The sequence below is a fragment of the Paucilactobacillus vaccinostercus DSM 20634 genome (assembly GCF_001436295.1).
In the GTDB taxonomy this organism is placed as follows: domain Bacteria; phylum Bacillota; class Bacilli; order Lactobacillales; family Lactobacillaceae; genus Paucilactobacillus; species Paucilactobacillus vaccinostercus.
Genome location: NZ_AYYY01000001.1, coordinates 1 through 23,703, shown reverse-complemented (window position 1 = coordinate 23,703; position 23,703 = coordinate 1). Strand labels below are relative to the sequence as shown.

Here is a 23,703-nt window from a genome sequence, read left to right as displayed (position 1 = left end):
ATTTTTTGACGTTCATTTTTAAATGAGATGGTAGTGGCGCAGCCCACATTCAATTCCATGATCCATATTACTACGGGTCACAAATTCAGCCTTCTGCTTGGCTAGCGAATGACCATTGGCCATTACTACTGGGTGATCAACTAGTTCAAGCATTTCAAGATCATTCAGTTGGTCACCGAAGCCATAGGTTGGCAGATGATCGAGGTGTGCAGATTGAAGTAACTGGATGATTCCCGTTTTTTTAGAAACGCCGGCAAGCATCGTATCCAGTCCTCGTGGATTGTTACGAACAAAGGAAAGTTCGTGTGCAAAGTGTTGCTGATATTGAACGTCGCGGTTTCGATTAAAAACAAACAGAAAGTTAACTGGATGGTTTTGGTACCATTCGGGATCCACATGGGGATGAAGGTGGAGCAAGTTAAAGTTTTTAATGGTCGCGGTAGTGCGACGGCTTAGTCCAAATGATTGATTGTTAAACCAAGCGACGGGGTCACCAAAGTGTGTTGCAAAATGGTTAACGCGGGCGATAAGCTCGGGAGAAATCTGTTCGGCATGCAATAAGTGACCGTTTAATTGAACGTAACTCCCATTGGCACTGACGGCAGAGTCAATACCGGTTTGCTGTAATACGTATTGAATTTCAAAGAGATTACGGCCGGTTGCAATAACGGGCAGTACGTGATTTTGACGCAACTGAGTGATCGCTTGGATGACGGTTGAAGACAACGTTTTGTCGTCTTGTAGGAGGGTCCCATCAAGATCGAAGAAAACAACAGCTTGATACATGGCGGTCCCTCCTAGTGTGTAGTAGTAGTCATAGTCATCCGGTGCTGAATGTTAGCTAACGTAATGTCCGCGGTATTGCTGAAAACCATATCGGCAGCCGATAAAACGTTGGGATCTCCGACACCGAGTGAGGTTTCGCCCGCAGCGTTGATTCCGGCAATACCGGCGGTTGCGTCTTCCAGCACCAGACATTGATCTGGTTGAAGATTAATAATTTCCGCCGCTCGTAAGAAAATTTCGGGATCCGGCTTACCATGGGTAAGGGTTGCTGGGTCAACGATTTTTTCGAAGTAGTCGGTTAATTGGAGGTGCCGTAGAATGGTGGGGGCGTTTTTAGAAGCTGACGCCAAGGAGATTTTGTAGCCATTAGTTTTTAACTCATCTAGAAACGCACGGATACCAGGAAAGATATCGTCCGGAGTGAGTTGCTGAATGAGCGAAAGATAATGGGTGTTCTTTTCGGCGGCTAATTGCTTTTTTTCAGCCAATGAATAGTGATCGGTCAATTGACCGTGCTGTAAAATCAGTGCCAGCGAATCCATTCTGGAAAGCCCCTTCAGCCCGTTTTGAAGACTGACATCCCATGCGACACCCAGCTTGGCCGCGAGTGCTTGCCATGCTTGAGTATGGAACTGGGCCGTGTCTGTGATGACACCATCTAGATCGAAAATAACGCCAGCAATATGATTAAATTGAGTCATAACATCGTCTCCTTTTTATATTAGTAGTTAATCTGTAATGGTTGGTGAGCATGAATTTGGGTCGGATGATCCAACACCGTCATGGTGAGATCATGATCCGCATCGATAATAAGTTGGTGGTGGGTAATCTCGAAGTGAATGGCGGTGCCACGAAAGAGTTGGGTAAACGTGAGTTGCTGCCATTGTTTCGGTAAGTGAGGGGTGACGGTAATTTGGTCACCCAAGAAGCTAACTCCACCGTAAAAACGAGTTTCAATCTCTAGTGTGGCGCCCATTACACCCAGATGAATTCCTTCGGCGGTGGTACCACCCTGAATATCATAGTAATCAGAGAAGAGGGCCTGACGAAAGAGCTTCCAAGATTGATCCATATTTCCTTCCATTTTGGTCAGCGCGGCGTATACCACTCGGGATAAAGTGGATCCGTGGGTGGTACGTGCGAGATAAAATTCTAGGTTATGGGTCAGAGCTTGATCAGGTAAGGGATAGCCCATCTGATTAAGCAGTGTCGTGACGGTCGTCGGATTAAAATTGTAGTAAATCATGAGTGCATCGGCTTGCTTAGCGACTTGGTAGGCGTCCGGGGTTTTTCCTTCGGATTTTAAAATGCGATCCAAGCGCGAAATGTCGCCATACTTTTTTCGGTAGGCGTCAAAATCGAGGGTTGGTAAATTGAAGTAACCCTCAAACTGACCGATAATACCATTTTCATTAATGTCGAGTTTCAATTGTTGCGCAATCTTGGTCATTGTCTGGTAGTCTTGCTGCCCAAAGTGAATTTTTTGGCTGACCGTTTTGAGGATGGTTGCATCCGTGTGATCACTCAGCTGCTGGATTGTGGTAAACAGCCAAGCCACCATCAAGTTTGTGTAGGCGTTATTAGTAAGTCCGGGGTGGTCGCTATTTGGATATTCTTCATGAAATTCGTCTGGGCCCATGACGCCCGAGATGGTATAGTGCTGACCGTCTGCGGTAGGTTGGGCAATACTGAGCCAAAATTGAGCGATTGATAGCAGCATTTCAAGCCCGTAGTGAGTCATGAAGTCGCGATCCCCTGTTTGGTGGAAGTACAACCAGACGTTGTAAGCTACGGCCAATGAGACGTGGCGCTGACGGCGACTATTATCTGGTTCGAATTTTTGAGTTAACGGATTGAGATGAACAAACTGAGATTGTTCATCTCCTTTGGAAGCAGACTGCCATGGAAACATGGCGCCCTGATAACCTTCGCTGGCTGCATATTGCCGGGCGGCTGGGAGTCGTTTGTACCGGTAAAGGAGCAGCTGTCGTGCTAGCTCGGGGTAGTGGGAGACGTAAAAAGGCATCACAAACATTTCATCCCAAAAAACATGTCCCCGATACGCTTCACCGTGCAGGCCCCGAGCCCCGACCGAGGCATCGAGTTGGCCGCTTTGCAGCGCATGGGCGGCAACGAAGAGGTGAAAAATATTGACGCGGGTTAACTTTTGACTGGTTAAATCACCGTCGATGATAATATCACTTTGCTGCCAAGCACGAGCGAAGAAACGTTGATTATCCGTTAGAATTTGGTCAAATGTGGTTTCTTGAAGCTCATCGAGGGCCAACTGTTCAAGCTGGGCAGCCTGACTCTCACGACTTGTAAATAGGGCGACCACCTTATCGAACGTGTACGTGTGTTGTGGGACGACGTCGATATTTAGGGTTTGTCGAATGGCCGCAGTCGAATTACTGGCAACGGTGTTTTTGATCGTATCAGTGTCGTCTGAAAGAAGGCGATCAGCAATCGCAAATTGGATGTTGGAGTTTTTGGTTTGGCCGCTTAATTCGGCATGGTCGGTGGCGGCACTTAAGCTAGTAACGGTTGTGTGGCGCTGATCGAATTCGGCGTAGCGTTCAACGTTTTGGTTCATAACACGGCCGTCAATTTCGGCGTAAATTTGCATGTTAGCCGCAAAGTTAAGTGGTGTGACTTCATAACGCACCACGAACCGGTGCCAGTGCTGCATATCAGCGACTTTGGTGGCCTTAACCATCAATTGGTGACCGGTGGCGAGGTTGATCATCATGGTTGTGGTGAGTGCCCCTGTTTTGAGGTTTAAGCTCCGGTAACTATCGCGAATATCCGAACGGCGAATTTTAAAGGGGTTTGAATTATCAATTCCAAAACTCATATACTGAGCGTTGGGTAAATTAACAAGATCCTCGTTTGTGACATCGCGGCCGTTGATGTTCGTGGTATTTTGGTTGTAGAGACCAGCTACGTACATCCCCGGGTAGTTATTTTGGTCGGCACGGGCCTCAACGTAGGCGCCACGCAAGCCAAAAAAGCCATTACCGATTGTCAGCATGGCTTCTTGCCCGTAGTTTCGTTTATCTTTGTACTGGCCGTAGTAGTCCAAATGCCAGCTTAGATAATCTTTCTTATGGTTGATTGCGGCGGCCAGTCCATCGCGATCGACGGTGGTTCGGGCGACTACCGGCACATTAAACATGTTGGTGAGTGCGAGGCCAATATCGATACGCTGATGAGCGATACCTACAATCGTGTCGGAAAAAGGATACGTGAGAGGGTTCTCGATAATAATGGCATCAAATGAGGTGCCGGCTAACTTAACTTTGATCGTTTCTAAATTTTCACCAATTGTCTGATCTTCATCATATGTAATCACAGCCTTGCGAGGTTGAGCGTGGTGATGACTGGGTTGGTAGCATATCTCGATTGCCTCATCTGTGACTTTTAGTGAAATAGTTTTCGTTTTAAAGACTCCTTTCAACAAAGTGGTTCAACAGTCTCACCATAATATCATTACAAAAATATTTCAAATGATACGCTATATTGAAATGGTCAGATTGGCTTGAATTGTTGTTGGATTCTTTTTTTGGTATAATGAGGGTTCAATAAATTATCGAGTAGAAGGTATGATCAATGATTATTGGAACCGGAATTGATCTCACGGAAATTGAACGAATTAAGCAGATGCATGTCGAGCATCCCCATATGTTCGATAAAATTTTGACGCCCAACGAACGGGCTCAGTACGAAAAGCGACAGGGCCAAGCACAGGCAGAGTACTTGGCGGGACGCTTTTCACTGAAAGAGTCGTTTTCCAAAGCCCTTGGCACGGGGATTGGGCGGCATTTTTCATTTCAAGATGCGGAATTTTTGGATGATGAACTTGGCAAGCCACACGCAGTTCAGTCAGTTTTCGATGGCGTCGTTCATGTTTCGGTGTCTCATACCGCACAGTTAGTGATGACGCAAGTAATACTAGAAGGGAAGCCTGAATAATGGTAGTTGGTACCCATCGTGCCACAAAATTATTGATCGACCGACAAGCAATTCGACACAACATCAAACAGCAACAAAAAAAGTTAACCCCTGATACCGCGCTATTTGCGGTGGTTAAAGCAAATGCATACGGGCATGGTCTGGTCGCTGTTGCCCAGACAGCGCTAGAGGCTGGCGCGAAGGGGTTTTGTGTGGCGATTTTAGATGAGGGGTTGGCGCTGCGACAAGCGGGGCTGACTCAACCAATTTTGGTACTGGGAATTACTGATCCTGAGCAGGCGCACGTTGCTGCTGAAAATGATATTTCATTAACGGTTGGCTCGCTGGAATGGTTTACGGCCTATCAGAAGTTGCCACAGTCTAAACAGCCATTAAAAGTTCACTTAGCACTTGATACCGGAATGGGACGCATTGGATTTCGTGAGACGCCTGAATTAAAGCAGGCGTTAGCAGTTGTCCGGACTGCAGCATTTGACTTTGAGGGCGTCTTTACCCATTTTGCGACGGCCGATGAACAAGATGATCACTATTTTATGCAACAATTTCACAAGTGGGAAATGCTCACCAAAATTATTGACCCCTTACCACGATACGTCCACGTTTCAAATTCAGCGACCGGCATGTGGCATACCAATATCGCGGGTAACATGGTGCGAATGGGCATTTCATTGTATGGTCAAAACCCCTCCGGTGACGTGCTCCAACCTAGCTTGGCCCTCCAGCCAGCGATTAGCTTGGTCAGTAAAATTGACTTTGTTAAACCGTTGCACGCTGGTGAGTGTGTCAGCTATGGGGCCACTTACCGGGCCGAACAAGATGAATGGATTGGAACGATTCCACTGGGCTATGCCGACGGATATCCACGTGCTATGCAGGGCTTTCATGTGCTAGTTAACGGGCAGTTTTGTGAGGTGGTTGGTCGGGTTTGTATGGACCAAATGATGATTCGCTTACCACATGAATTACCAATCGGAACAGATGTGACGATTTTTGGTCGGCAAGGCGATCAGCAAATTACGGTGACGCAGATTGCGGACTATGTAGGGACCATCAATTATGAAATCTTGACTGGTTTGGCCCCCCGACTAGACCGCCAGTATTTAAATTAAAAAGTATTACTAATATGAGGGTAACGTATGTTATAATTGACGGGATATTTTAATCTTTAGCATGCAACATTGGGAGGTGGTGGAATGGCAAAGGTTGAAATTAAGCGTGGTGACATTTTTTACGCTGATCTGTCCCCTGTAATCGGTTCTGAGCAAGGGGGGATGCGGCCGGTTGTGATCGTGCAAAATGATATCGGCAATCACTACAGTCCGACAGTGATTGTAGCGGCCATTACCGCACGGATTCAAAAACCCAAGATGCCTACCCACGTCGGCATTAATTCAGAATATGTCGGCATTGAAAAAGATTCAGTGATCTTGTTAGAGCAAGTTCGAACAATTGATAAGCAACGCTTACGTGACAAAGTGACACATTTAGACGATGAGACGATGAGACGTGTTGATCATGCCTTACAGGTCAGTGTCGGATTACTTAGTCAAACGAACAAACATAACAATGGTGACCGTCGAACAGTACATACGAAATCCTCAAACCAATCTAAAAAAGTTGATAAGTCAGCTAAAAAGTAGATAACAAAAAGCTCGTCAGATGATTGATCTGACGGGCTTTTTTACACAGCTATTAGCCATGAAGATTTTCGATTTCCGGGACATCGAAGCTTTTACGTTTCAAGGCATGAACGATTTTGTCTAGCTTTTTTTGGTCGACGCCAGCTGGAAGCGTAAATAAGATCCGGCGGAGGCCAGTTGATCCCTGCAAATCAAGTGAAATGCAGTTCGCAATTTGACAATATTTGGTAATCACTTTAGACATGGTGGCTAAGGAACCACGCTCGTCGGGGGTTGTAACGGTGATGACGTAGCTTCCGGTATGAATATTCCACCCCTCAGCAAGCATCCCTAATAATTTGGTGTGGGTGAGAATACCATAAAACTGGTTATTTTCATCTAACACCGCAATGTAAGGTAAGTCTTTAATAGAAAAGAAAATATTGAAAAAAGCCGCATCGACTGAAATAAATTTAGTGGAATTTTTGAGCAATGATGTCACGGGGAGTTGCATATCACCACCGCGTGATTTGTGACGGTAGATATGCATCTTGTAAATATTACCACGAAAGATTTTGTTCGTTTTATCAAGAATGGGAACGCAACGGAAATCGGACTCTTCCAAAACGTTTAAGGCTTCTTCGAGCGTTGTATCTTCGGGTAAGGTGGTCAACTGTTCCTTGGTCTTGACCAATGATTTAATTAGCATAGTTAAAAACTCCAATTTTTGATATGTGAAAAACACCTAGTACATCATAGCATAAATTCATACAAATAATGAGAATAATATTAGAAATGTTAATGATAATTTAACCAGTGATAGATGTTAAGGCATAGCTATCCAGTTAAACTAGTGTTTTGATCACAAAAAAATAGTGTCATCATTATGAGAATGGTGACACTACTTTTTAAGAACTGAGGACTACTTGTTAAGGTTAGCTAATCCATCAGCAGTGATTTGACGAAGTGTTTCGGCAGACTTAGCCATCAAATCTTTTTCACGATCATCAAGAGGAACTTCAATTACCTGAGCAAGGCCTTGGCCGTTGATAACGGCTGGTGTTCCGATAAAGATATCGTTCAAGCCATATTCGCCTTCAAGTGAAGCACCGATTGGCAATACGGCATTTTCATCACGCAAGATAGCTTTTGAAATCCGCATCAAAGCAGTGGCAACACCATAGAAAGTGGCCCCCTTCAAGTTGATGATATCGTAAGCCTTATTCCGTGTCTTGTCTTCGATTTCAAGTAAATCGTCGAATGAAACGCCAGCTTCTTTAGCCATGTCAACGACTGGCTTGCCACCAACAGTAGCTGTTGAGTAAGCGGCGAATTCTGAATCACCATGTTCACCCATGATAAAGGCACTCACGTCGCGAGGATCTACGTCTAGCTTTTTAGCCAATGCCACACGAAGGCGGGCAGTATCTAGAGAAGTTCCTGAACCGATAACCTTGTTCTTTGGGAAACCTGAGAATTTCCAAGTTGCGTAAGTCAAGATATCAACTGGGTTAGCAGCAACTAAGAAGATGCCATCGAAGCCTGAGTCAACGACTGGCTTAACGATTGTTGAAAGAATCTTCAAGTTCTTGTTAACTAAGTCAAGACGTGACTCGCCTGGCTTTTGTGGGGCACCAGCAGTGATGACAACAAGGTCAGCATCTGCACAGTCTGAGTATTCGCCAGAGTAGATGTTCTTTGGAGCAGTAAATGCTTGGGCATCCTCTAGGTCTAATGCATCACCTTTTGTACGATCTTTAATGACGTCAACGATCACAAATTCTTCTGCGATTCCTTGTTGAGCCATGGCAAATGCGTAACTTGAGCCAACGGCACCGTCGCCGACCAGAACGACTTTTTGGTGATTTTGCTTTTTGGTCAATTCAATCCATCCTTTCGAAAATACAATAATACAAAAATTAACACTGCATATTATAGCATGATGATCTAGGAACTAAATAGTAAGTTTGTGAAAAACATTAAAAATTTTGAAAATTATCAGGAAAATTTAATCTTTTGAGGCCACAACAATTGTGAAGAGGCGCTGTTCTAGTTTATAATGGCCGAAGTATGAGCTGGACGAGTGAATTCGTTCAGCCTTTTCGTATTTTGTTAAGGGAGAAGTAAAAACATGAAGATAATCGTCGGACTTGGTAACATCGGACTACAATATGATGGCACACGGCACAACACTGGATTTATGGTGGTTGATCAATTGGCAGCAGATCATCAACTGGCATTTAAGCAGGTCAGTAAAATGGAAGCAATGATTGCGACTGGTCAAATTAATGGTCATAAAGTGTTACTCGTCAAACCGACTACGTTTATGAACGAATCCGGTCGCGCGGTGCGCCCCATTATGGATTATTACGATGTTGAGATTGAAGATTTGGTCATCATCCACGATGATATGGATTTGCCGGTTGGTAAAATTCGGTTGAAAAAGAAGGGCTCCGCTGGCGGCCATAATGGACTAAAAAGTTTGATCAGCCATCTGGGAACACAGCACTTCAACCGGGTTAAGGTGGGAATTGAACACCCGAATAAACAAAGCGTGGTGAACTACGTACTGGGCAAATTTAAGCCAGAACAACAGGCGCCGTTTAGCGACAGCAAAATTGAAGCGGAACGGGCAATTGAAGAGTGGTTAGATGGCAAGACCTTTGACCAATTAATGAACGAATATAATTAATTAAGGAGTGCAATTGTGGAATTAGAGACGCTACTGGAACAAATGCCAGCCTTTAAGCAAATAACTGAAAAACTTGTTGCCCGGCGGCAACTGATCACCGGGGTTGCTGGCTCAGCACGGACATTACTGGTCAGTGCGCTCTATCAGCAACAGCAGCACGCCCAGATTGTGATCACGGATAATAATTATCACATGGAACAACTCGCTGAGGATCTTATGAATCGCCTCCCCGCGGAATCGGTGTACCAATTTCCAGCAGAAGAAATGCTGGCAGCCGAAGTTGCGACTAGTTCACCTGATTTTCGGCTCCGGCGGGTGCAAGCGTTACACGCACTGCTAAACGATGAACACTGTATTGTCGTGACGTCAGCCTCCGGATTGCGACGCTTTTTACCCGCGCCAGCCGTCTTTCAACAAGCGGTCGTTACCTTAAAGGTGGGCGACGACATTGATTTAGAACAGTTTCGGCTGTGGCTGGGATCGATGGGTTACCAACTGGGTAAAATGGTGGAACGGCCCGGTGATTTTGCTATTCGGGGTTCGATCATTGATGTGTACCCCCTCAATACGGATAATCCGGTCAGAATTGATCTGTTTGATACTGAGATTGATTCACTGCGCTTTTTTGATGCCGATAGTCAACGGAGCATTGAAAATGCTGAAACGGTGACGATTTTGCCGGCAACGGACTTTATTATTGCGCCCGCGATGTTTGAAACTGCGGCCCAAAAATTGGAGCAGCAGTTACAGTCAGAACTCAAAGCGCTCAAAGATGACCATGATAAACAGCATCTAGAGCAGACGGTGTTACCGCTGGTGAAGGCACTACAACATCATCAATTGATGCCCGAAATGGTTGAATTTATTGATTTCGTGTATCCAGATAAGGCGTCGCTACTGGATTATTTGGCACCGGATGCGACGATTTACTTTGATGATTACACTCGAATTGTGGAAGCTGAAAAGCAATTACAGGCCGACGAAGCAGATTGGATCACGGATAAGCGTGAGCAGCATCAACTATTTGAGACGCAAACGTACGGGTTCCAAGTTGAAGATCTGGTCCATCATGATCAGCATGGTCAGGTCGTTTTTGCGCTGTTTAAAAAGGGAATGGGCCAACTTCGATTTAGCCAAATCGTGGACATGGCAACCCGCAATATGCAGCAATTTTTCGGTCAGATGCCCATTTTAAAGGCGGAAATGCAACGGTGGGAAAAACAAGGACAAACGGTCGTTTTAATGGCTAATAGTCAGGAACGAACGGATAAAGTGACCGATACACTGGCCGATTTTGGTATGGATGTGGTTCAAACCCAACCGGATGCAATTCGACAAGGTGTCGTTCAAATTGTTTCTGGTGGATTGCAAAATGGCTTTGAATGGCCCGAGGCCAACCTTGTTGTTGTGACTGAAGGCGAGATGTTCAAACAGGTTAAAAAGAAACACGTTGTTCGACAAAGCTTAGCTAATGCCGAACGAATTAAAAACTATACGGATCTTAAACCCGGTGATTTTGTGGTGCATGTTAATCATGGAATTGGGGTTTTTCAAGGTATTCAGACAATGGAAGTTGGTGGCGTTCATCAAGATTATATTGTCATTAATTACCGGGATAATGCCCAGATTTTTGTACCGGTTAACCAACTTAATCTGGTCCAAAAATACGTTTCATCTGAGTCTAAAACACCTCGAATTAACAAACTTGGCGGCGCTGAATGGGCGAAAACCAAGCGGAAGGTCGCAGCTAAGATTGAAGATATTGCGGATGACCTGGTGGAACTGTATGCGCAACGAGAAGCAGAAAAGGGGTATGCATATCCCCAAGATGATGGGTATCAGCAACAATTTGAGGATGACTTTCCGTACTCAGAAACGCGTGATCAGCTCCGAAGTACCGAAGAAATCAAAAAGGATATGGAACGGGACAAGCCCATGGATCGGCTACTGGTCGGGGATGTCGGTTTTGGTAAAACCGAAGTCGCACTCCGAGCAGCTTTTAAAGCGGTTGAGGCCGGTAAGCAGGTTGCCTTTTTAGTACCGACAACGATCTTGGCACAGCAACATTTTGATACCATCGAAACGCGATTTGAAGGTTACCCGGTCACGGTGGGGTTAATGTCGCGGTTTAAAACTACTAAGGAACTACACCAAACGGAAGATGAGTTGAAAACTGGCCAGTGTGACATCGTGGTCGGCACGCACCGACTGTTATCAAAAGATGTCCATTTCAAGGATCTCGGTTTACTGATTATTGACGAGGAACAACGGTTTGGGGTGCAGCATAAAGAGCGTCTCAAACAGATGAAGCAAAGTGTCGATGTTTTGACGCTGACGGCGACTCCAATTCCGCGAACCTTGAACATGTCGATGCTGGGGGTCCGGGATCTCTCCGTGATTGAGACACCACCGGCCGGACGCTTTCCGATTCAAACCTACGTGATGGAGCAAAATGCAGGCGCCCTGCGCGATGGTATCATGCGTGAAATGCAGCGGGGTGGGCAGGTATATTACTTGCATAATCGGGTGATGGATATTGAAAAAACGGTTGCCCAAATTCAGATGTTGGTCCCAGAAGCACGGGTGGGCTTTATTCACGGCCGAATGACAGAAGCACAACTGGAAGGCGTGCTCTACGATTTTATCCGCGGTGAGTACGATGTGCTTGTGACGACGTCGATCATTGAAACCGGGGTCGATATTCCCAACGTTAACACGCTATTTGTTGAGAATGCTGATCATATGGGGCTCTCACAGCTGTACCAAATTCGGGGACGCATTGGCCGGAGCAATCGGGTTGCGTACGCGTACTTTATGTATCAACAAAATAAGGTGCTCAACGAAGTTAGTGAAAAACGACTCGCCGCAATTCGGGATTTTACCGAACTAGGGTCCGGCTTTAAGATTGCGATGCGAGATTTATCAATTCGGGGCGCCGGTAATTTATTAGGAAAGCAACAGCATGGGTTTATTGATTCCGTTGGGTATGATTTGTACTCACAAATGCTGGCCGAAGCGGTTGCCAAGAAACAGGGTAAGAAGGTAACGGCGAAGTCAGATGCTGAAGTCGAGTTGGGATTAGAGGCCTATTTGCCAGACGATTATATTGATGATCAGCGGCAAAAAATTGAGCTTTATAAGAGTATTCGACAGGTCGAGGATGAAACGCAATTGATGGACCTGGAAAGTGATTTGATTGATCGCTTTGGGGACTATGGGGTACAGGTTGAAAACCTACTCGCAATTGCAAAATTGAAATTGTATGCAGACTTGAGCCTGATTGAAAAGATTCGCCGGCAACAGGGATACTTGTTTGTGACTTTCAGTAAACTAGGCAGTCAGAAATTAAAGCCGCAACAAATTCTCAAAAATTTGGCATTGACGAAGTTCAAGGCTACGATTAGTGAGGATGAAGGTAAGTTAACCCTGCGACTGGTTATTCAGCCGAAAATGACGGAACCCATCTGGCTCGAGCAGTTGACCACGTTGGTAGCTGCCTGTGCCGATGAATTAAGTGAGGATCGCGATCATGCAGCACAAACAGCTGAGTAGAGTTTTTCAAGGGACGATGATTCTGGCGATTTCTTCACTAGTCGCTAAGATTCTGAGCGCCGTTTATCGGATTCCGTTTCAAAACTTAGTGGGAAATGATGGCTTTTACGTCTATCAACAGGTTTATCCGCTATATGGTCTGGGGATTGTGCTGGCCTTGTCGGGACTCCCCGTGTTTATTTCAAAGGTGATTGCGGAACAGGAAACAAAACAGCAGCAGTTAGCCGTTGCACAGCAATTGTTTAGCCTGCTATTGGTCGCCGCATTGATAGTGACGGGCATCCTTTGGTGGCTAGCATTTCCAATTGCACGTTTGATGGGGGATGGCAACCTAGCACCGGTAATTCGGAGTGTTTCACTCATGTTTTTGGGGATGCCATTTCTGGCTGTTGGTCGGGGCTATCATCAGGGTCAATACGTGACGTGGCCCACTTCAGTCACCCAACTTGTAGAGCAAGTCGTGCGTGTGTCAATCGTTGTGTGTGTCGCCGTTCTTGCCTCCCAGCACCACTGGCAAATCTATCGGACGGGAACCCTTGCAATGGCTAGTGCGCCGGTTGCCGCACTGTGTTCTTCGCTCATTATTATGATGACGAGTCGCCAACTATTTAGACGGCCAACGGTGAAGATGGCTTTTGATGGGCGGTTAGTGAAGCGGTTAGTCGTTGAAGGCGGGGCCATTAGTCTGTTTGCTGCGATGATGATCTTATTGCAGCTTGTGGATTCTTTTACCGTCAAAAGTGCATTAGTTAGCGCTGGTGTGCCAAATGGATTGGCGATGAGCCTTAAAGGGGTTTTTGACCGTGGGCAACCGCTGATTCAACTCGGATTAGTCGTCGCGACATCGGTCTCGGCATTATTGGTACCGAGCCTCACGGAAAGCTATCAGAAGATGAAGATGGTTGAATTTCGTCGTCAATTCCAAGTCTTGTCACATGTGTGTATTGCGGTATCCGCCCTATGTACGACGGGACTCATTGCAATTATGCCGTCAATCAATGAACTGTTATTTGCGAGCCGCTTGGGCAGCTTTGCCTTAGCGGTGAATATGCTGAGTATTATTTTAGCGGCGGTGATTACGATGTATAGTAGTGTGATGCAAAGCTTGAACCGCTTCTCACAAATCGTTACGGGATTATTGATCGGCTTAGGGGTTAAGGTGCTGACAAATTACTGGTTAGTCATGCATTTTAAGATTGTCGGGGCGAGTCTCGGGACGGTATTGGCACTGCTGGCAACGCTATTAGTGGTGTGGCAGGGACTGCCTGATTTACTTCACTGGCATACAAAACATTGGTTTGCCGTGAAATTAACAGCAATTTGTGTCATGATGGGAGTTATAGCCGGTGGCACCGCGCAACTGGTTTCGTGGTTGATACCGATGAGTCGCCTAGGCGCACTGTTGGCGGTTATGGTTGCGGTGATTGTGGGTGTCGTGATTGCTGGGGGCCTCAGCGTTTGGTGGCACCTTTTGAGTGTCAAAGAACTTTTGCTACTCCCACATGGCAAACAATTTTTAATAAAATTAAACGATAGGATGAAATCAAATGAGACTAGATAAATTTTTAAAAGTATCCAGAATTATCAAACGGCGATCAGTTGCAAAAGAAATTGCCGATCAAGGTCGGATTACCGTGAACGGTCGGGCTGCAAAGTCATCAAGTAATGTTGCACTGGGCGATCAATTGATAATTAAATTCGGTAATAAGACTGAGACAATCAAGATCAATAAGATCATCGAAACGACAAAAAAAGATGAAGCTGAACAGATGTATGAGATTCTGGACGAAAGCTATAAAGAGGACTTTCGTAAGGGAGTTAACTAAATTTAACAAACATGTTACAAACCCTTTCAAGCAATATTGAACGATTGATAATTATGCTATACTCGAGCTAGAAAACTTGAGGAGGATTCGTAGATATGGCTGGCAATAATCGAAATAATATTTCCCAACTGCGTACCCCGTATTCTCAACAACTTGCGGATAACGATGCTAAACGACAACGCCTACTGAAAGTTCGCAAGAAACGGTTTTATATGATCGTTTCGGTGTTTGCCGTTTTGACAATATTTTTTGGTGTCCAAATTTTCCAGGCGCACCATAACCTGCAAAATATTCAGGCTCAGACGGTCCAAAAGCAAACTAAACTCAAGCATGTAAAGGCTAAAAATAAACAGTTGAATCAACAGGTCAAATTACTAAACGATGATACATACCTGGAGAAAATTATTCGACAAAAGTATTTTTATGCTAAATCTGGTGAGACGGTCTATAATTTCACCAATCAATCTCAAGATAAATAAGTGATATGTGGGTTGTGAAATTTGATGTTTCGGCATCATTTCGCAACCCTTTTCATTTCCAAAAACGAAATCTCTTTTTCTTAGCTATGTAATTCTGATCTATGATATACTTTACATTAGAATATACAAGGAGGATTTGCTTGTTCATGGCAATTGAAGTAGGAGCGAAGGTTTCAGGTAAGGTTTCAGGAATCACCAATTTTGGTGCGTTTGTCGATTTAGAGGATCACAAGACTGGGTTAGTCCACATTAGTCAAGTATCAAATAAATTCGTCAAGGATATCCACGATGTGTTGACGGTCGGTGATACGGTTACGGTGAAGGTGATGTCAATTGGGGATGACGGTAAAATTGCGTTATCCATCAAGGCAGCCAGTGACGAGCCACAGCAACAACATCAGGGACACCGGGGGCATTCTGATCGGTCATTCCATAATGGCAACAATGGTGGGAACCATCATGACGGTGGTCATCACGATAGTAACAATAATAATCATCATCAATCATCATCGAGACGTCCTGCTGATAATTACCGCGATCGTAACAATAGCAATGATCATAAAAAGGGCGGTCATGAAGATTTTGATGACTTACTGTCTGGCTTTCTGAAGGAAAGTGAATCACGGTTGTCCACGTTACGTCGTAATACCGAGGGGAAGCGCGGTGGCCGTGGTGGCCGTCGGAGCTAATCAACAAAATAAAAATTGATGAATGCAACTACAGTTGAAAATCAATTTAGGCGGAACTTATCACAGGACCGCCTTTTTATTGACCCATCAGTTAGAGTAGTGGTCGCGGTCTCGACCGGGGTCGATTCAATGGTGTTGCTCCACCTGCTGGAAAAGTCATTGGGACATGAACGGGTGATTGTCGCTCACGTCAATCATGAGTTACGAAAACAAAGTGCTCAAGAAGAAATGTATTTGCAAAATTACTGTCAACAGCATGCCCTACAACTAGTTGTGACGCATTGGCCGCAAGCCGACCATCCTCAAACGGGGATTGAGGCAGCGGCGCGTCAATTCCGGTACGCTTTTTTTGCACAAGTGATGGCCGATAATCATGTTCAAACACTGGTCACGGCACATCACCAAAACGATCAGGCAGAAACCATGCTGATGAAACTGGTCCGCGGGGGGCAATTGAACCAATTACTAGGGATTGCTTGGCAGCGTCCGTTTGCAACAGGGCGTCTATTGCGGCCATTACTCAACCTTAGTAAGGCGACACTGGTGCAGTATGCGACCGCGCAACACCTGACTTGGTTTGAAGATGCCACCAATCGTGATTTGTCGATTGTCCGTAACCAGTTCCGCCATCAGATTATTCCCGCGATGCAGCACGTCAATCATCAGCTACTTGATCATCTGAGCGACTATCGGGATCAGCTAGAGGATACATTAATGCTCGCCGATGAGGTTATCGATCAGTTGGTTATGCAAAACTGTGACGTGCAAGGACGGTTAAGCATTGCTCATATAGCCGCTTTACCCGCATTTAAGCGCCGCATGGTGTTACAACGGTGGCTTGAAAAGCGCTGGGGCGTTACCAGTGTCCATCGGGACCAACTTGATCAGCTTGACACGATGGCACGCAATCCGGCTAAACCGCAAACAAGTTATGACCTGAGTCAAGGCGGCCACGTCGTGAAGCGGTATCAACAGCTGATATTTGAGGATCATCAGGTTTCTGATCAACCGAATGATAATGTTCATAAATCGGGGTCTGTGCTAGAATTAAACCAGTGGTATACAGGTGCCGCACGGCAATTAATTGGCGTGTTTGATCAAGCACCAGAGGCGGATCAGCAAGTTGAGTTGTGGCTAGCACCGGAACAGTGGCCGTTATCAGTTCGGCATTGGCACTCACAAGACCGCATCCGGTTGAAAAGTGGTCACCATCAGACGGTTCGACGGATTATGATTGATCAAAAGGTGGACCAAGAAGCACGGGCACAGCAAGTGGTCGTCGTTGACCGGAATGATCAGGTAATTTGGGTGCCGGGAAGAAAGGTCGCATGGTTATCGCGGCCGGATAATTATGTCAGTTACTGGAAGCATGTCGTTTTGGCAAAAAAAGATACTGAGGTAAGAGGAGAAATTCGATGAATAACGATATTGAGCGCGTCTTATATAGCGAAGAAGATATTCGATCGGCAGTGAGTCGACTCGGCGAACGGTTAACGAAAGATTACCAGGGAAAACGACCTATTATTATTTCGGTGCTTAAGGGCGCTAGCTTATTCACAGTGGATGTGATCCGCAAAATGGATGTTTATCTTGATTTGGATTTTATCAATATTTCTAGTTATCACGGTGGCACCCAGTCAAGTGGCAAGATCGATTTACTCAACGATCTGAAAGAAGATGTCAGCGGTCGTGACGTATTAATTGTGGAAGATATTATTGATACCGGTCGCTCACTAAAGTACCTCAAGGAACTTTTGGCGAGTCGCAATGCCCGCGATGTTCGGGTATGCAGTCTATTGGACAAACCGGAAGGTCGACTAGTAGACGTAGATGTCGATTACGTCGGGTTTAATGTTCCCAATGAGTTTGTTGTCGGGTATGGTCTGGATTACGATGAAACGTATCGAAACTTACCATACGTCGGGGTATTAAAACCGGAGATTTACCAAAATTAAAAAAGTGCTTCCAATCACGTATTAATCGCAACTGATTGTCGATAAATTAATGGTGAATGGTTGTTAACTATGCTATGATAATTTTCATCAACGATAATCGACTAAAATCGTTAGTTAGGAGGTAGTTATGAACAACAATAATAACAACAATAACAAGAAAAATGGCTTTTCAAGAAACGTCTTGTTCTACGCTGTGATCTTCCTATGTATTATGGGCATTGCTTATTTCTTCTTTGGTGGCAATAATTCATCATCACAGACCAAGACGGTGCAACAAAGCCAGTTCGTTTCTCAATTGAAAAACGACAAAGTCAAGAGCTTCCAAGTACAACCGAGTGGCGGCGTTTATAAGATTACCGGTCAGTATCGGAAAGCGCAGTCTACTAGCAAGAGTAGCAACTCAGGCTTCTCGTTTAATGGGAACTCAAGTAAGACTAAGAGCTTCCAGACTAACGTTTTGCAAAACGATGTAACTATCTCGCAATTGCAAAAGTATGCCCAAGCCAATGATGTCAAGATGGGCACCAAGGCAGAGGAGTCGAGTGGCTTCTGGGTTAACATGTTGGTCTATGTTTTGCCAATCGTCATTATGATTTTCTTCTTCTATATGATGATGGGTCAAGCTGGCCAAGGTGGCGGCGGTGGCCGTGGTGTAATGAACTTTGGTAAGTCCAAAGCAAAACCTTCCGATTCTAAGCAAAACAAAATTCGTTTTTCGGATGTTGCTGGTGAAGAAGAAGAAAAGCAAGAATTGGTCGAAGTGGTCGAATTCTTGAAAGATCCAAAGAAATTCCTATCATTGGGTGCTCGGATTCCATCCGGGGTGCTTCTCGAGGGACCTCCTGGTACTGGTAAAACATTGCTAGCCAAGGCCGTTGCTGGTGAAGCTGGCGTTCCATTCTACTCCATTTCAGGTTCTGACTTCGTGGAAATGTTCGTCGGGGTCGGTGCTAGTCGTGTCCGGGACTTATTTGAAAACGCGAAGAAGACCGCACCATCAATTATTTTCATTGATGAAATTGATGCTGTTGGTCGGCAACGTGGAAACGGCATGGGGGGCGGTCACGATGAACGTGAACAAACCTTGAACCAGTTGCTGGTTGAAATGGATGGGTTCAATGGTGATGAAGGGGTCATTGTGATGGCCGCTACGAACCGTTCGGATGTATTGGATCCGGCGCTGCTTCGTCCAGGTCGTTTTGACCGGAAGATTCTTGTGGGTCGGCCAGACGTCAAGGGACGTGAAGCGATCTTGAAGGTTCACGCCAAGAACAAGCCATTGGGTAATGACGTTGATTTGAAAGAAATTGCCAAGCAGACACCTGGATTTGTGGGGGCCGACTTGGAAAACTTGCTGAACGAAGCGGCATTGCTAGCTGCCCGGCGGAATAAGAAACGCATTGGTGCTGGTGAAGTTGACGAAGCTGAAGATCGTGTGATTGCTGGGCCTGCAAAACGAGATCGTGTAATTTCCAAGAAAGAACGCGATACGGTGGCTTATCACGAAGCTGGTCATACCATCGTTGGATTGGTCTTAAACGATGCGCGAGTTGTTCACAAGGTTACAATTGTGCCACGTGGTCGCGCCGGTGGATATGCAATTATGCTTCCAAAGGAAGATCAGATGTTGATGTCCAAAAAGGATGCCATGGAACAAATTGCTGGTTTGATGGGTGGTCGTGCTGCGGAAGAAATTGTGTTTAATTCACAGTCTTCTGGTGCATCGAATGACTTTGAACAAGCCACGCAAATTGCACGGGCAATGGTGACTCAATATGGGATGAGCGATAAGTTGGGCATGGTTCAACTTGAAAGCCCACAACAGTCGCCATACGGACCACAGTATTCACAAGAAACCGCAGCATTGGTTGATGAAGAGGTTCGTCGTTTGACAACCAAGGGTCATGAACAGGCTGGGGAAATTATTCGGACCCATCGTGAACAACACAGAATTATTGCGGAAGCACTGCTCAAGTACGAAACACTTGATGAAAAGCAGATTTTGAGTTTGTTCAAGACTGGTAAAATGCCGGATGATGATTCAACTGAAATCCGTGAAGATCATGCAACGACGTTTGAAGAATCTAAGCGTGAACTTGAGCGCAAGGAAGCACAACGCCAGAGCGATCTTCAAGCTAAGGATGACACTCAGGATGATGATTCAAATTCAAAAGATGAATAAAAAGTAACATTAGGGTAGAATAGTCCTGATGTCCGATTAAAGGATTGATGCAAATTTTGTGTCAATCCTTTATTATTGGTGAATAAAGAACCGCATGGCGACTGCAAAAATCGCTAAGGACGGAATTAAGAGGAGAAAAATATGTCACAAAAAGATTATTTAGTGAAAAGTGTTGCGGTGGAAGGAATGTTTCGGGCCTACGTGGTCAATGCAACCGGAATTGTTGCGGAAGCACAAAAGCGACACGATACATGGAGCGCGGCTTCTGCAGCCCTTGGTCGGAGTTTAGTGGGCACTTTGTTATTATCGTCAGCAACGCTTAAGGGTGATGAAAAAATGACGGTCAAGGTCCAAGGAAATGGTCCGGTAGGGGCCATTGTTGTAGATGGGAATGCTAACGGTACCGTGAAAGGCTACTTACAACATCCACATATTCACTTGCCATTAAATGAAAAACACAAAATTGATGTTGCCGGGGCCGTGGGCCATCAAGGGACTTTGTCAGTTACCAAAGATATGGAAATGGGCGATCCCTACACCGGTCAGGTGGGACTGGTCTCCGGTGAACTGGGTGAAGACTTTACGTATTACTTAGCGCAATCCGAACAGATTCCATCCGCAGTTGGGCTATCTGTTTTTGTGAACGATGACAATAGTATTGAAGTGGCGGGAGGCTTTTTGGTGCAGGTCATGCCAGGCGCCAGCGATGAAAAAATTAGTGAACTCGAAGCACGATTAGGCAAAATGCCACTGGTCTCTGAACTCCTGCGTGACGGAAAGACCCCAGAAGAAATTTTACAGTTATTATTTGAAGGCGAAGACGTTAAAATTCTTGATACCATGCCGGTGGCATTTAAGTGTGACTGTTCCAAAGAACGGTTTGCGAAGGCGTTGGCTAGTATCGATCGCCATGAAATGGAACAATTGATTAACGAAGATCATCATGCACAAACGGTTTGTCATTTCTGCGGTAATAAGTATGAATTTAGCGAAACCGACTTAAAGAAAATTTTATTGCAGATGAAGGCGGACTAATTTGTTATCATATAAGTGAATGTGCTATGATAGTCATCGCGTATGAAGTGAGAACGAAAGAAAAAATGAGGTGAAAAAATGGAGTGGAAGATCGGTGACATTACGATTCCAAACCAAGTGGTCGTTGCCCCAATGGCTGGTGTCACAAATTCTGCATTTCGGGTGATTTGTAAGAAATTTGGTGCCGGATACGTTGTCTGTGAAATGATTTCTGATCGCGGTATTATGTACCATAATCAGAAAACCCTGTCGATGATGAAGGTCGAAGAAGTCGAACATCCAATGGGGATTCAGATCTTTGGCGGGACCAAAGAAACATTGGTGCAGGCGGCAAAATTTGTGGATGAACATACCGAAGCAGATGTGATTGACATCAACATGGGATGCCCTGTTAATAAAGTCGTCAAGACGGATGCCGGGGCAAAATGGTTGTTGGATCCTAAAAAGGTCTATGAGATGGTATCGTATGTGACGGACGCGGTGAAAAAGCCGGTCACTGTTAAGATGCGCATCGGCTGGGACTTGGATCACGTGTATGCCGTTGAAAATGCTTTGGCAGCGGAAAAAGCTGGTGCTAGCGCATTAGCAATGCACGGCCGAACACGGAAACAAATGTACACGGGACATGCTGATTGGAATGTTTTGAAGCAGGTTGCGGATCAATTAACCATTCCATTTATGGCCAATGGCGATGTTAGATCTGCAGAGGATGCCAAGGCCATGCTTGAGACCACCGGTGCAGACGCCGTGATGATTGGGCGTGCAGCGATGGGAAACCCTTGGATGCTTAAGCAGACAGCCCATTATCTAGAAACCGGTGAGCTAATTCCAGAGGCAACGCCAGCACAAAAGGTGGCAATTGCGAAGGAACACTTACACCGATTGATTGATTTAAAGGGTGAAGGATTGGCAGTTCGCGAATTTAGAGGCCAGTCAACCTTTTATTTAAAGGGTACTTCGCATTCTGCCAAAACCAAGGCTGCGTTAGTTGAAGCAACGACAGAAGCCCAAGTTGATGATATTTTTGATCAATTTATTGAAAAAACACAAGAACGTCAGCTTAGAAAAGCACAGTAATTGGAGGAAAGATTGTGGCAAAAGGACAAGAAATGAATGATCAGTTACGCGTTCGTCGTGAAAAGATGGATGAACTCCGTGATAATGGAATTGATCCGTTTGGACACCGTTTCGAACGGGATTATTTAGCACAGGAATTACATGATGAATTTGATGGGGTCGATAAAGAAGAACTCAATGAGATGCATAAGACGGCAACCATTGCCGGTCGAATTGTTTCGAAGCGGGGAAAGGGGAAGGTTGGCTTTGCCGATCTTCTCGATCGTAGTGGTCGGATTCAGTTGTATGTTCGTAAAGATATCTTAGGCGAAGATGTTTATCATGTCTTTAAGCGTGCTGATATTGGAGATTTTCTCGGTTTCACTGGGGATGTTATTAAGACAGATACAGGTGAATTGACAATCCGACCAACAAGTCTGACGTTTTTATCAAAGGCGCTTCGGCCATTGCCAGATAAATACCATGGTCTTCGGGACCAAGAACAGATCTATCGTCAACGTTACCTGGATTTAATTTCTAATCAGGATAGTTTCAACCGGTTTAAGCTCCGGAGCAAGATTATAACCGCAATTAGAAGTTACCTAGATGGTAATGACTTTTTGGAAGTCGAAACGCCGGTATTACACAATCAAGCCGGGGGTGCCAGTGCACGGCCATTTATTACGCATCATAATGCATTGGATATCAACCTTTATTTGCGTATCGCGCTTGAATTGCACCTTAAGAGATTAATCGTGGGTGGCTTTGAACGAGTTTACGAAATTGGACGAGTGTTCCGGAATGAGGGGATGGATACTAAACATAACCCCGAGTTTACGATGCTCGAAACCTATGTTGCTTACTTCGATTTCCATGATGTAATGGATGAAACTGAAGGTATTTTTAAGGCTGCTGCAGGTGCCGTATCTGAAGATGGTAAGATTAACTATCAGGGGACAGAACTCGATCTTCATAAGCCGTTTGAGCGAATTCACATGGTGGATGCAATCAAGCAGTACACAGGAGTTGATTTCTGGCCTGAAATGACACTTGAAGAAGCACGGAAGCTTGCGGATGAACACCATGTTAAGTATGAAGAATACTGGCAGGTGGGTCATATTATTAATGAATTTTTCGAACAGTTTGTGCAAGATAAGCTTGAACAACCAACGTTTGTATACGGACATCCGGTTGAAATTTCACCATTGGCAAAGAAAAATGCTGATGATCCCCGGTTCACTGACCGGTTTGAGTTATATATCATTGGTAATGAATTTGCCAATGCCTTTACTGAATTGAACGATCCAATTGATCAACGGGCTCGTTTTGAAGCTCAGGTCAAAGAACGTGAAGCCGGTAATGATGAAGCTGAAGGAATTGATGAAGACTTTATCGAGGCTTTGGAATATGGTATGCCGCCAACGGGTGGTTTGGGAATTGGAATTGATCGGTTGACGATGCTGTTAACCGATAGTCCATCGATCCGTGATGTGATTTTATTTCCAACAATGCGGCCAGAAGATTAAAAAATGAGACATATTTAACGGCTTTTTGCCGTAAAATATGTCTTTTTGTTTGGTATAAATTAAAAATATCACATTTTTAAATTTAATGTTGACGGATTAAAGATAGCAGCGTATAGTTTATATCTGTTGTCACGACGTAACGTTTTGTTTCATGATTCGTTACTACTAGACACATCATGGGTTTTTGAACTAATTCAGTTGTTTTTCATAAGAAAAAGGGCTTGCATGATTCATTAATTCATGGTAACATCTTATGTGTGTTCTGAGTGATTCAGATCACATGGTAGACCTTTGAAAACTGAACAAAGTTTCGACAAATCAAATGTGTAGGGTC

General features: G+C 45.0%; 20 protein-coding genes. 15 read left to right on the top strand and 5 right to left on the bottom strand.

Annotation, left to right across the window (positions count from 1 at the left end; translation table 11 throughout):
* Nucleotides 1-18: 18 nt before the first annotated feature.
* Genes FC26_RS00100 through FC26_RS00090 form a run of 3 tightly spaced genes read right to left on the bottom strand, consistent with a single transcriptional unit; the run spans nucleotide 19 to nucleotide 4,243 of the window.
* The gene (locus tag FC26_RS00100) at nucleotides 19-786 is read right to left on the bottom strand and encodes a Cof-type HAD-IIB family hydrolase (RefSeq protein WP_057777022.1); all 768 of its coding nucleotides are present in this window, start codon (nucleotides 784-786) and stop codon (nucleotides 19-21) included.
* Between the two features lie 11 nt (nucleotides 787-797).
* Nucleotides 798-1,487, bottom strand: coding sequence for a beta-phosphoglucomutase (gene pgmB / locus FC26_RS00095; protein ID WP_057777021.1), 690 nt, complete (start codon nucleotides 1,485-1,487; stop codon nucleotides 798-800).
* Nucleotides 1,488-1,507: 20 nt separating this feature from the next.
* Entirely contained in the window at nucleotides 1,508-4,243 is a 2,736-nt protein-coding gene (locus tag FC26_RS00090) for a glycoside hydrolase family 65 protein (protein ID WP_057777070.1), read from the bottom strand.
* A gap of 152 nt (nucleotides 4,244-4,395) precedes the next feature.
* Between FC26_RS00090 and acpS the strand changes: the two genes are divergently transcribed.
* The 3 genes from acpS (at nucleotide 4,396) to FC26_RS00075 (ending at nucleotide 6,398) form a co-directional block, all read left to right on the top strand.
* On the top strand, nucleotides 4,396-4,758 hold the full coding sequence (gene acpS / locus FC26_RS00085; RefSeq protein ID WP_057777020.1) for a holo-ACP synthase: 363 nt from the start codon (nucleotides 4,396-4,398) through the stop codon (nucleotides 4,756-4,758).
* Complete coding sequence (gene alr, locus FC26_RS00080) at nucleotides 4,758-5,867, top strand: alanine racemase (protein WP_057777019.1); 1,110 nt, start codon at nucleotides 4,758-4,760, stop codon at nucleotides 5,865-5,867. The genes acpS and alr overlap by 1 nt, the downstream gene beginning before the upstream one ends.
* A gap of 84 nt (nucleotides 5,868-5,951) precedes the next feature.
* On the top strand, nucleotides 5,952-6,398 hold the full coding sequence (locus tag FC26_RS00075; protein WP_057777018.1) for a type II toxin-antitoxin system PemK/MazF family toxin: 447 nt from the start codon (nucleotides 5,952-5,954) through the stop codon (nucleotides 6,396-6,398).
* Nucleotides 6,399-6,450: 52 nt separating this feature from the next.
* On the opposite strand, the gene cbpA is transcribed toward FC26_RS00075, so the two are convergent.
* Both cbpA and FC26_RS00065 read right to left on the bottom strand, forming a co-directional pair.
* Nucleotides 6,451-7,086 carry a cyclic di-AMP binding protein CbpA gene (cbpA, locus tag FC26_RS00070; RefSeq protein ID WP_057777017.1) on the bottom strand — a complete coding sequence of 212 codons (636 nt, stop codon included), beginning with the start codon at nucleotides 7,084-7,086 and terminating at the stop codon, nucleotides 6,451-6,453.
* A gap of 213 nt (nucleotides 7,087-7,299) precedes the next feature.
* Nucleotides 7,300-8,259 (bottom strand): L-lactate dehydrogenase, encoded by a 960-nt coding sequence (locus tag FC26_RS00065; protein ID WP_057777016.1) that lies wholly within the window; start codon nucleotides 8,257-8,259, stop codon nucleotides 7,300-7,302.
* A 249-nt stretch (nucleotides 8,260-8,508) separates the two neighbouring features.
* On the opposite strand from FC26_RS00065, the gene pth reads away from it, so the two are divergent.
* The 12 genes from pth to lysS all read left to right on the top strand — a co-directional run bounded on the left by pth (nucleotide 8,509) and on the right by lysS (nucleotide 23,369).
* A complete protein-coding gene (gene pth / locus FC26_RS00060) occupies nucleotides 8,509-9,069 on the top strand; it encodes an aminoacyl-tRNA hydrolase (protein WP_057777015.1) in 561 nt (186 codons plus the stop codon).
* Between the two features lie 15 nt (nucleotides 9,070-9,084).
* The gene (gene mfd, locus FC26_RS00055; RefSeq protein WP_157060983.1) at nucleotides 9,085-12,621 is read left to right on the top strand and encodes a transcription-repair coupling factor; all 3,537 of its coding nucleotides are present in this window, start codon (nucleotides 9,085-9,087) and stop codon (nucleotides 12,619-12,621) included.
* Nucleotides 12,599-14,182 carry a polysaccharide biosynthesis protein gene (locus FC26_RS00050; RefSeq protein ID WP_057777014.1) on the top strand — a complete coding sequence of 528 codons (1,584 nt, stop codon included), beginning with the start codon at nucleotides 12,599-12,601 and terminating at the stop codon, nucleotides 14,180-14,182. The genes mfd and FC26_RS00050 overlap by 23 nt, the downstream gene beginning before the upstream one ends.
* Entirely contained in the window at nucleotides 14,169-14,447 is a 279-nt protein-coding gene (locus FC26_RS00045; protein WP_057777013.1) for an RNA-binding S4 domain-containing protein, read from the top strand. Before FC26_RS00050 ends, FC26_RS00045 begins: the two co-directional genes overlap by 14 nt.
* 95 nt (nucleotides 14,448-14,542) lie before the next feature.
* Nucleotides 14,543-14,926, top strand: a complete 384-nt coding sequence (locus FC26_RS00040; RefSeq protein WP_057777012.1) for an FtsB family cell division protein — start codon at nucleotides 14,543-14,545, stop codon at nucleotides 14,924-14,926.
* Nucleotides 14,927-15,072: 146 nt separating this feature from the next.
* Nucleotides 15,073-15,615 (top strand): S1 domain-containing RNA-binding protein, encoded by a 543-nt coding sequence (locus FC26_RS00035; protein ID WP_057777011.1) that lies wholly within the window; start codon nucleotides 15,073-15,075, stop codon nucleotides 15,613-15,615.
* Nucleotides 15,616-15,633: 18 nt separating this feature from the next.
* Nucleotides 15,634-17,034 carry a tRNA lysidine(34) synthetase TilS gene (gene tilS, locus FC26_RS00030; RefSeq protein ID WP_083483695.1) on the top strand — a complete coding sequence of 467 codons (1,401 nt, stop codon included), beginning with the start codon at nucleotides 15,634-15,636 and terminating at the stop codon, nucleotides 17,032-17,034.
* Nucleotides 17,031-17,570, top strand: coding sequence for a hypoxanthine phosphoribosyltransferase (gene hpt / locus FC26_RS00025; RefSeq protein WP_057777009.1), 540 nt, complete (start codon nucleotides 17,031-17,033; stop codon nucleotides 17,568-17,570). The genes tilS and hpt overlap by 4 nt, the downstream gene beginning before the upstream one ends.
* Nucleotides 17,571-17,697: 127 nt before the next feature.
* Nucleotides 17,698-19,752 carry an ATP-dependent zinc metalloprotease FtsH gene (gene ftsH, locus FC26_RS00020; RefSeq protein WP_057777008.1) on the top strand — a complete coding sequence of 685 codons (2,055 nt, stop codon included), beginning with the start codon at nucleotides 17,698-17,700 and terminating at the stop codon, nucleotides 19,750-19,752.
* 141 nt (nucleotides 19,753-19,893) lie between these two features.
* Nucleotides 19,894-20,787: an Hsp33 family molecular chaperone HslO gene (gene hslO / locus FC26_RS00015; RefSeq protein ID WP_057777007.1), complete on the top strand. Its 894-nt coding sequence runs from the start codon at nucleotides 19,894-19,896 to the stop codon at nucleotides 20,785-20,787.
* A 78-nt stretch (nucleotides 20,788-20,865) separates the two neighbouring features.
* Nucleotides 20,866-21,864 carry a tRNA dihydrouridine synthase DusB gene (gene dusB / locus FC26_RS00010; protein WP_057777006.1) on the top strand — a complete coding sequence of 333 codons (999 nt, stop codon included), beginning with the start codon at nucleotides 20,866-20,868 and terminating at the stop codon, nucleotides 21,862-21,864.
* 32 nt (nucleotides 21,865-21,896) lie between these two features.
* Complete coding sequence (lysS, locus tag FC26_RS00005; protein WP_191978866.1) at nucleotides 21,897-23,369, top strand: lysine--tRNA ligase; 1,473 nt, start codon at nucleotides 21,897-21,899, stop codon at nucleotides 23,367-23,369.
* Nucleotides 23,370-23,703 lie beyond the last annotated feature (334 nt).

Bases quoted from the DNA above. Each gene is read 5' to 3' on its own strand.
- FC26_RS00100 (WP_057777022.1), bottom strand. From the start codon at position 786: ATGTATCAAGCTGTTGTTTTCTTCGATCTTGATGGGACCCTCCTACAA.
- pgmB (WP_057777021.1), bottom strand. From the start codon at position 1,487: ATGACTCAATTTAATCATATTGCTGGCGTTATTTTCGATCTAGATGGT.
- acpS (WP_057777020.1), top strand. From the start codon at position 4,396: ATGATTATTGGAACCGGAATTGATCTCACGGAAATTGAACGAATTAAG.
- alr (WP_057777019.1), top strand. From the start codon at position 4,758: ATGGTAGTTGGTACCCATCGTGCCACAAAATTATTGATCGACCGACAA.
- FC26_RS00075 (WP_057777018.1), top strand. From the start codon at position 5,952: ATGGCAAAGGTTGAAATTAAGCGTGGTGACATTTTTTACGCTGATCTG.
- cbpA (WP_057777017.1), bottom strand. From the start codon at position 7,086: ATGCTAATTAAATCATTGGTCAAGACCAAGGAACAGTTGACCACCTTA.
- pth (WP_057777015.1), top strand. From the start codon at position 8,509: ATGAAGATAATCGTCGGACTTGGTAACATCGGACTACAATATGATGGC.
- FC26_RS00050 (WP_057777014.1), top strand. From the start codon at position 12,599: ATGCAGCACAAACAGCTGAGTAGAGTTTTTCAAGGGACGATGATTCTG.
- FC26_RS00045 (WP_057777013.1), top strand. From the start codon at position 14,169: ATGAGACTAGATAAATTTTTAAAAGTATCCAGAATTATCAAACGGCGA.
- FC26_RS00040 (WP_057777012.1), top strand. From the start codon at position 14,543: ATGGCTGGCAATAATCGAAATAATATTTCCCAACTGCGTACCCCGTAT.
- FC26_RS00035 (WP_057777011.1), top strand. From the start codon at position 15,073: ATGGCAATTGAAGTAGGAGCGAAGGTTTCAGGTAAGGTTTCAGGAATC.
- tilS (WP_083483695.1), top strand. From the start codon at position 15,634: ATGAATGCAACTACAGTTGAAAATCAATTTAGGCGGAACTTATCACAG.
- hpt (WP_057777009.1), top strand. From the start codon at position 17,031: ATGAATAACGATATTGAGCGCGTCTTATATAGCGAAGAAGATATTCGA.
- ftsH (WP_057777008.1), top strand. From the start codon at position 17,698: ATGAACAACAATAATAACAACAATAACAAGAAAAATGGCTTTTCAAGA.
- hslO (WP_057777007.1), top strand. From the start codon at position 19,894: ATGTCACAAAAAGATTATTTAGTGAAAAGTGTTGCGGTGGAAGGAATG.
- dusB (WP_057777006.1), top strand. From the start codon at position 20,866: ATGGAGTGGAAGATCGGTGACATTACGATTCCAAACCAAGTGGTCGTT.
- lysS (WP_191978866.1), top strand. From the start codon at position 21,897: ATGAATGATCAGTTACGCGTTCGTCGTGAAAAGATGGATGAACTCCGT.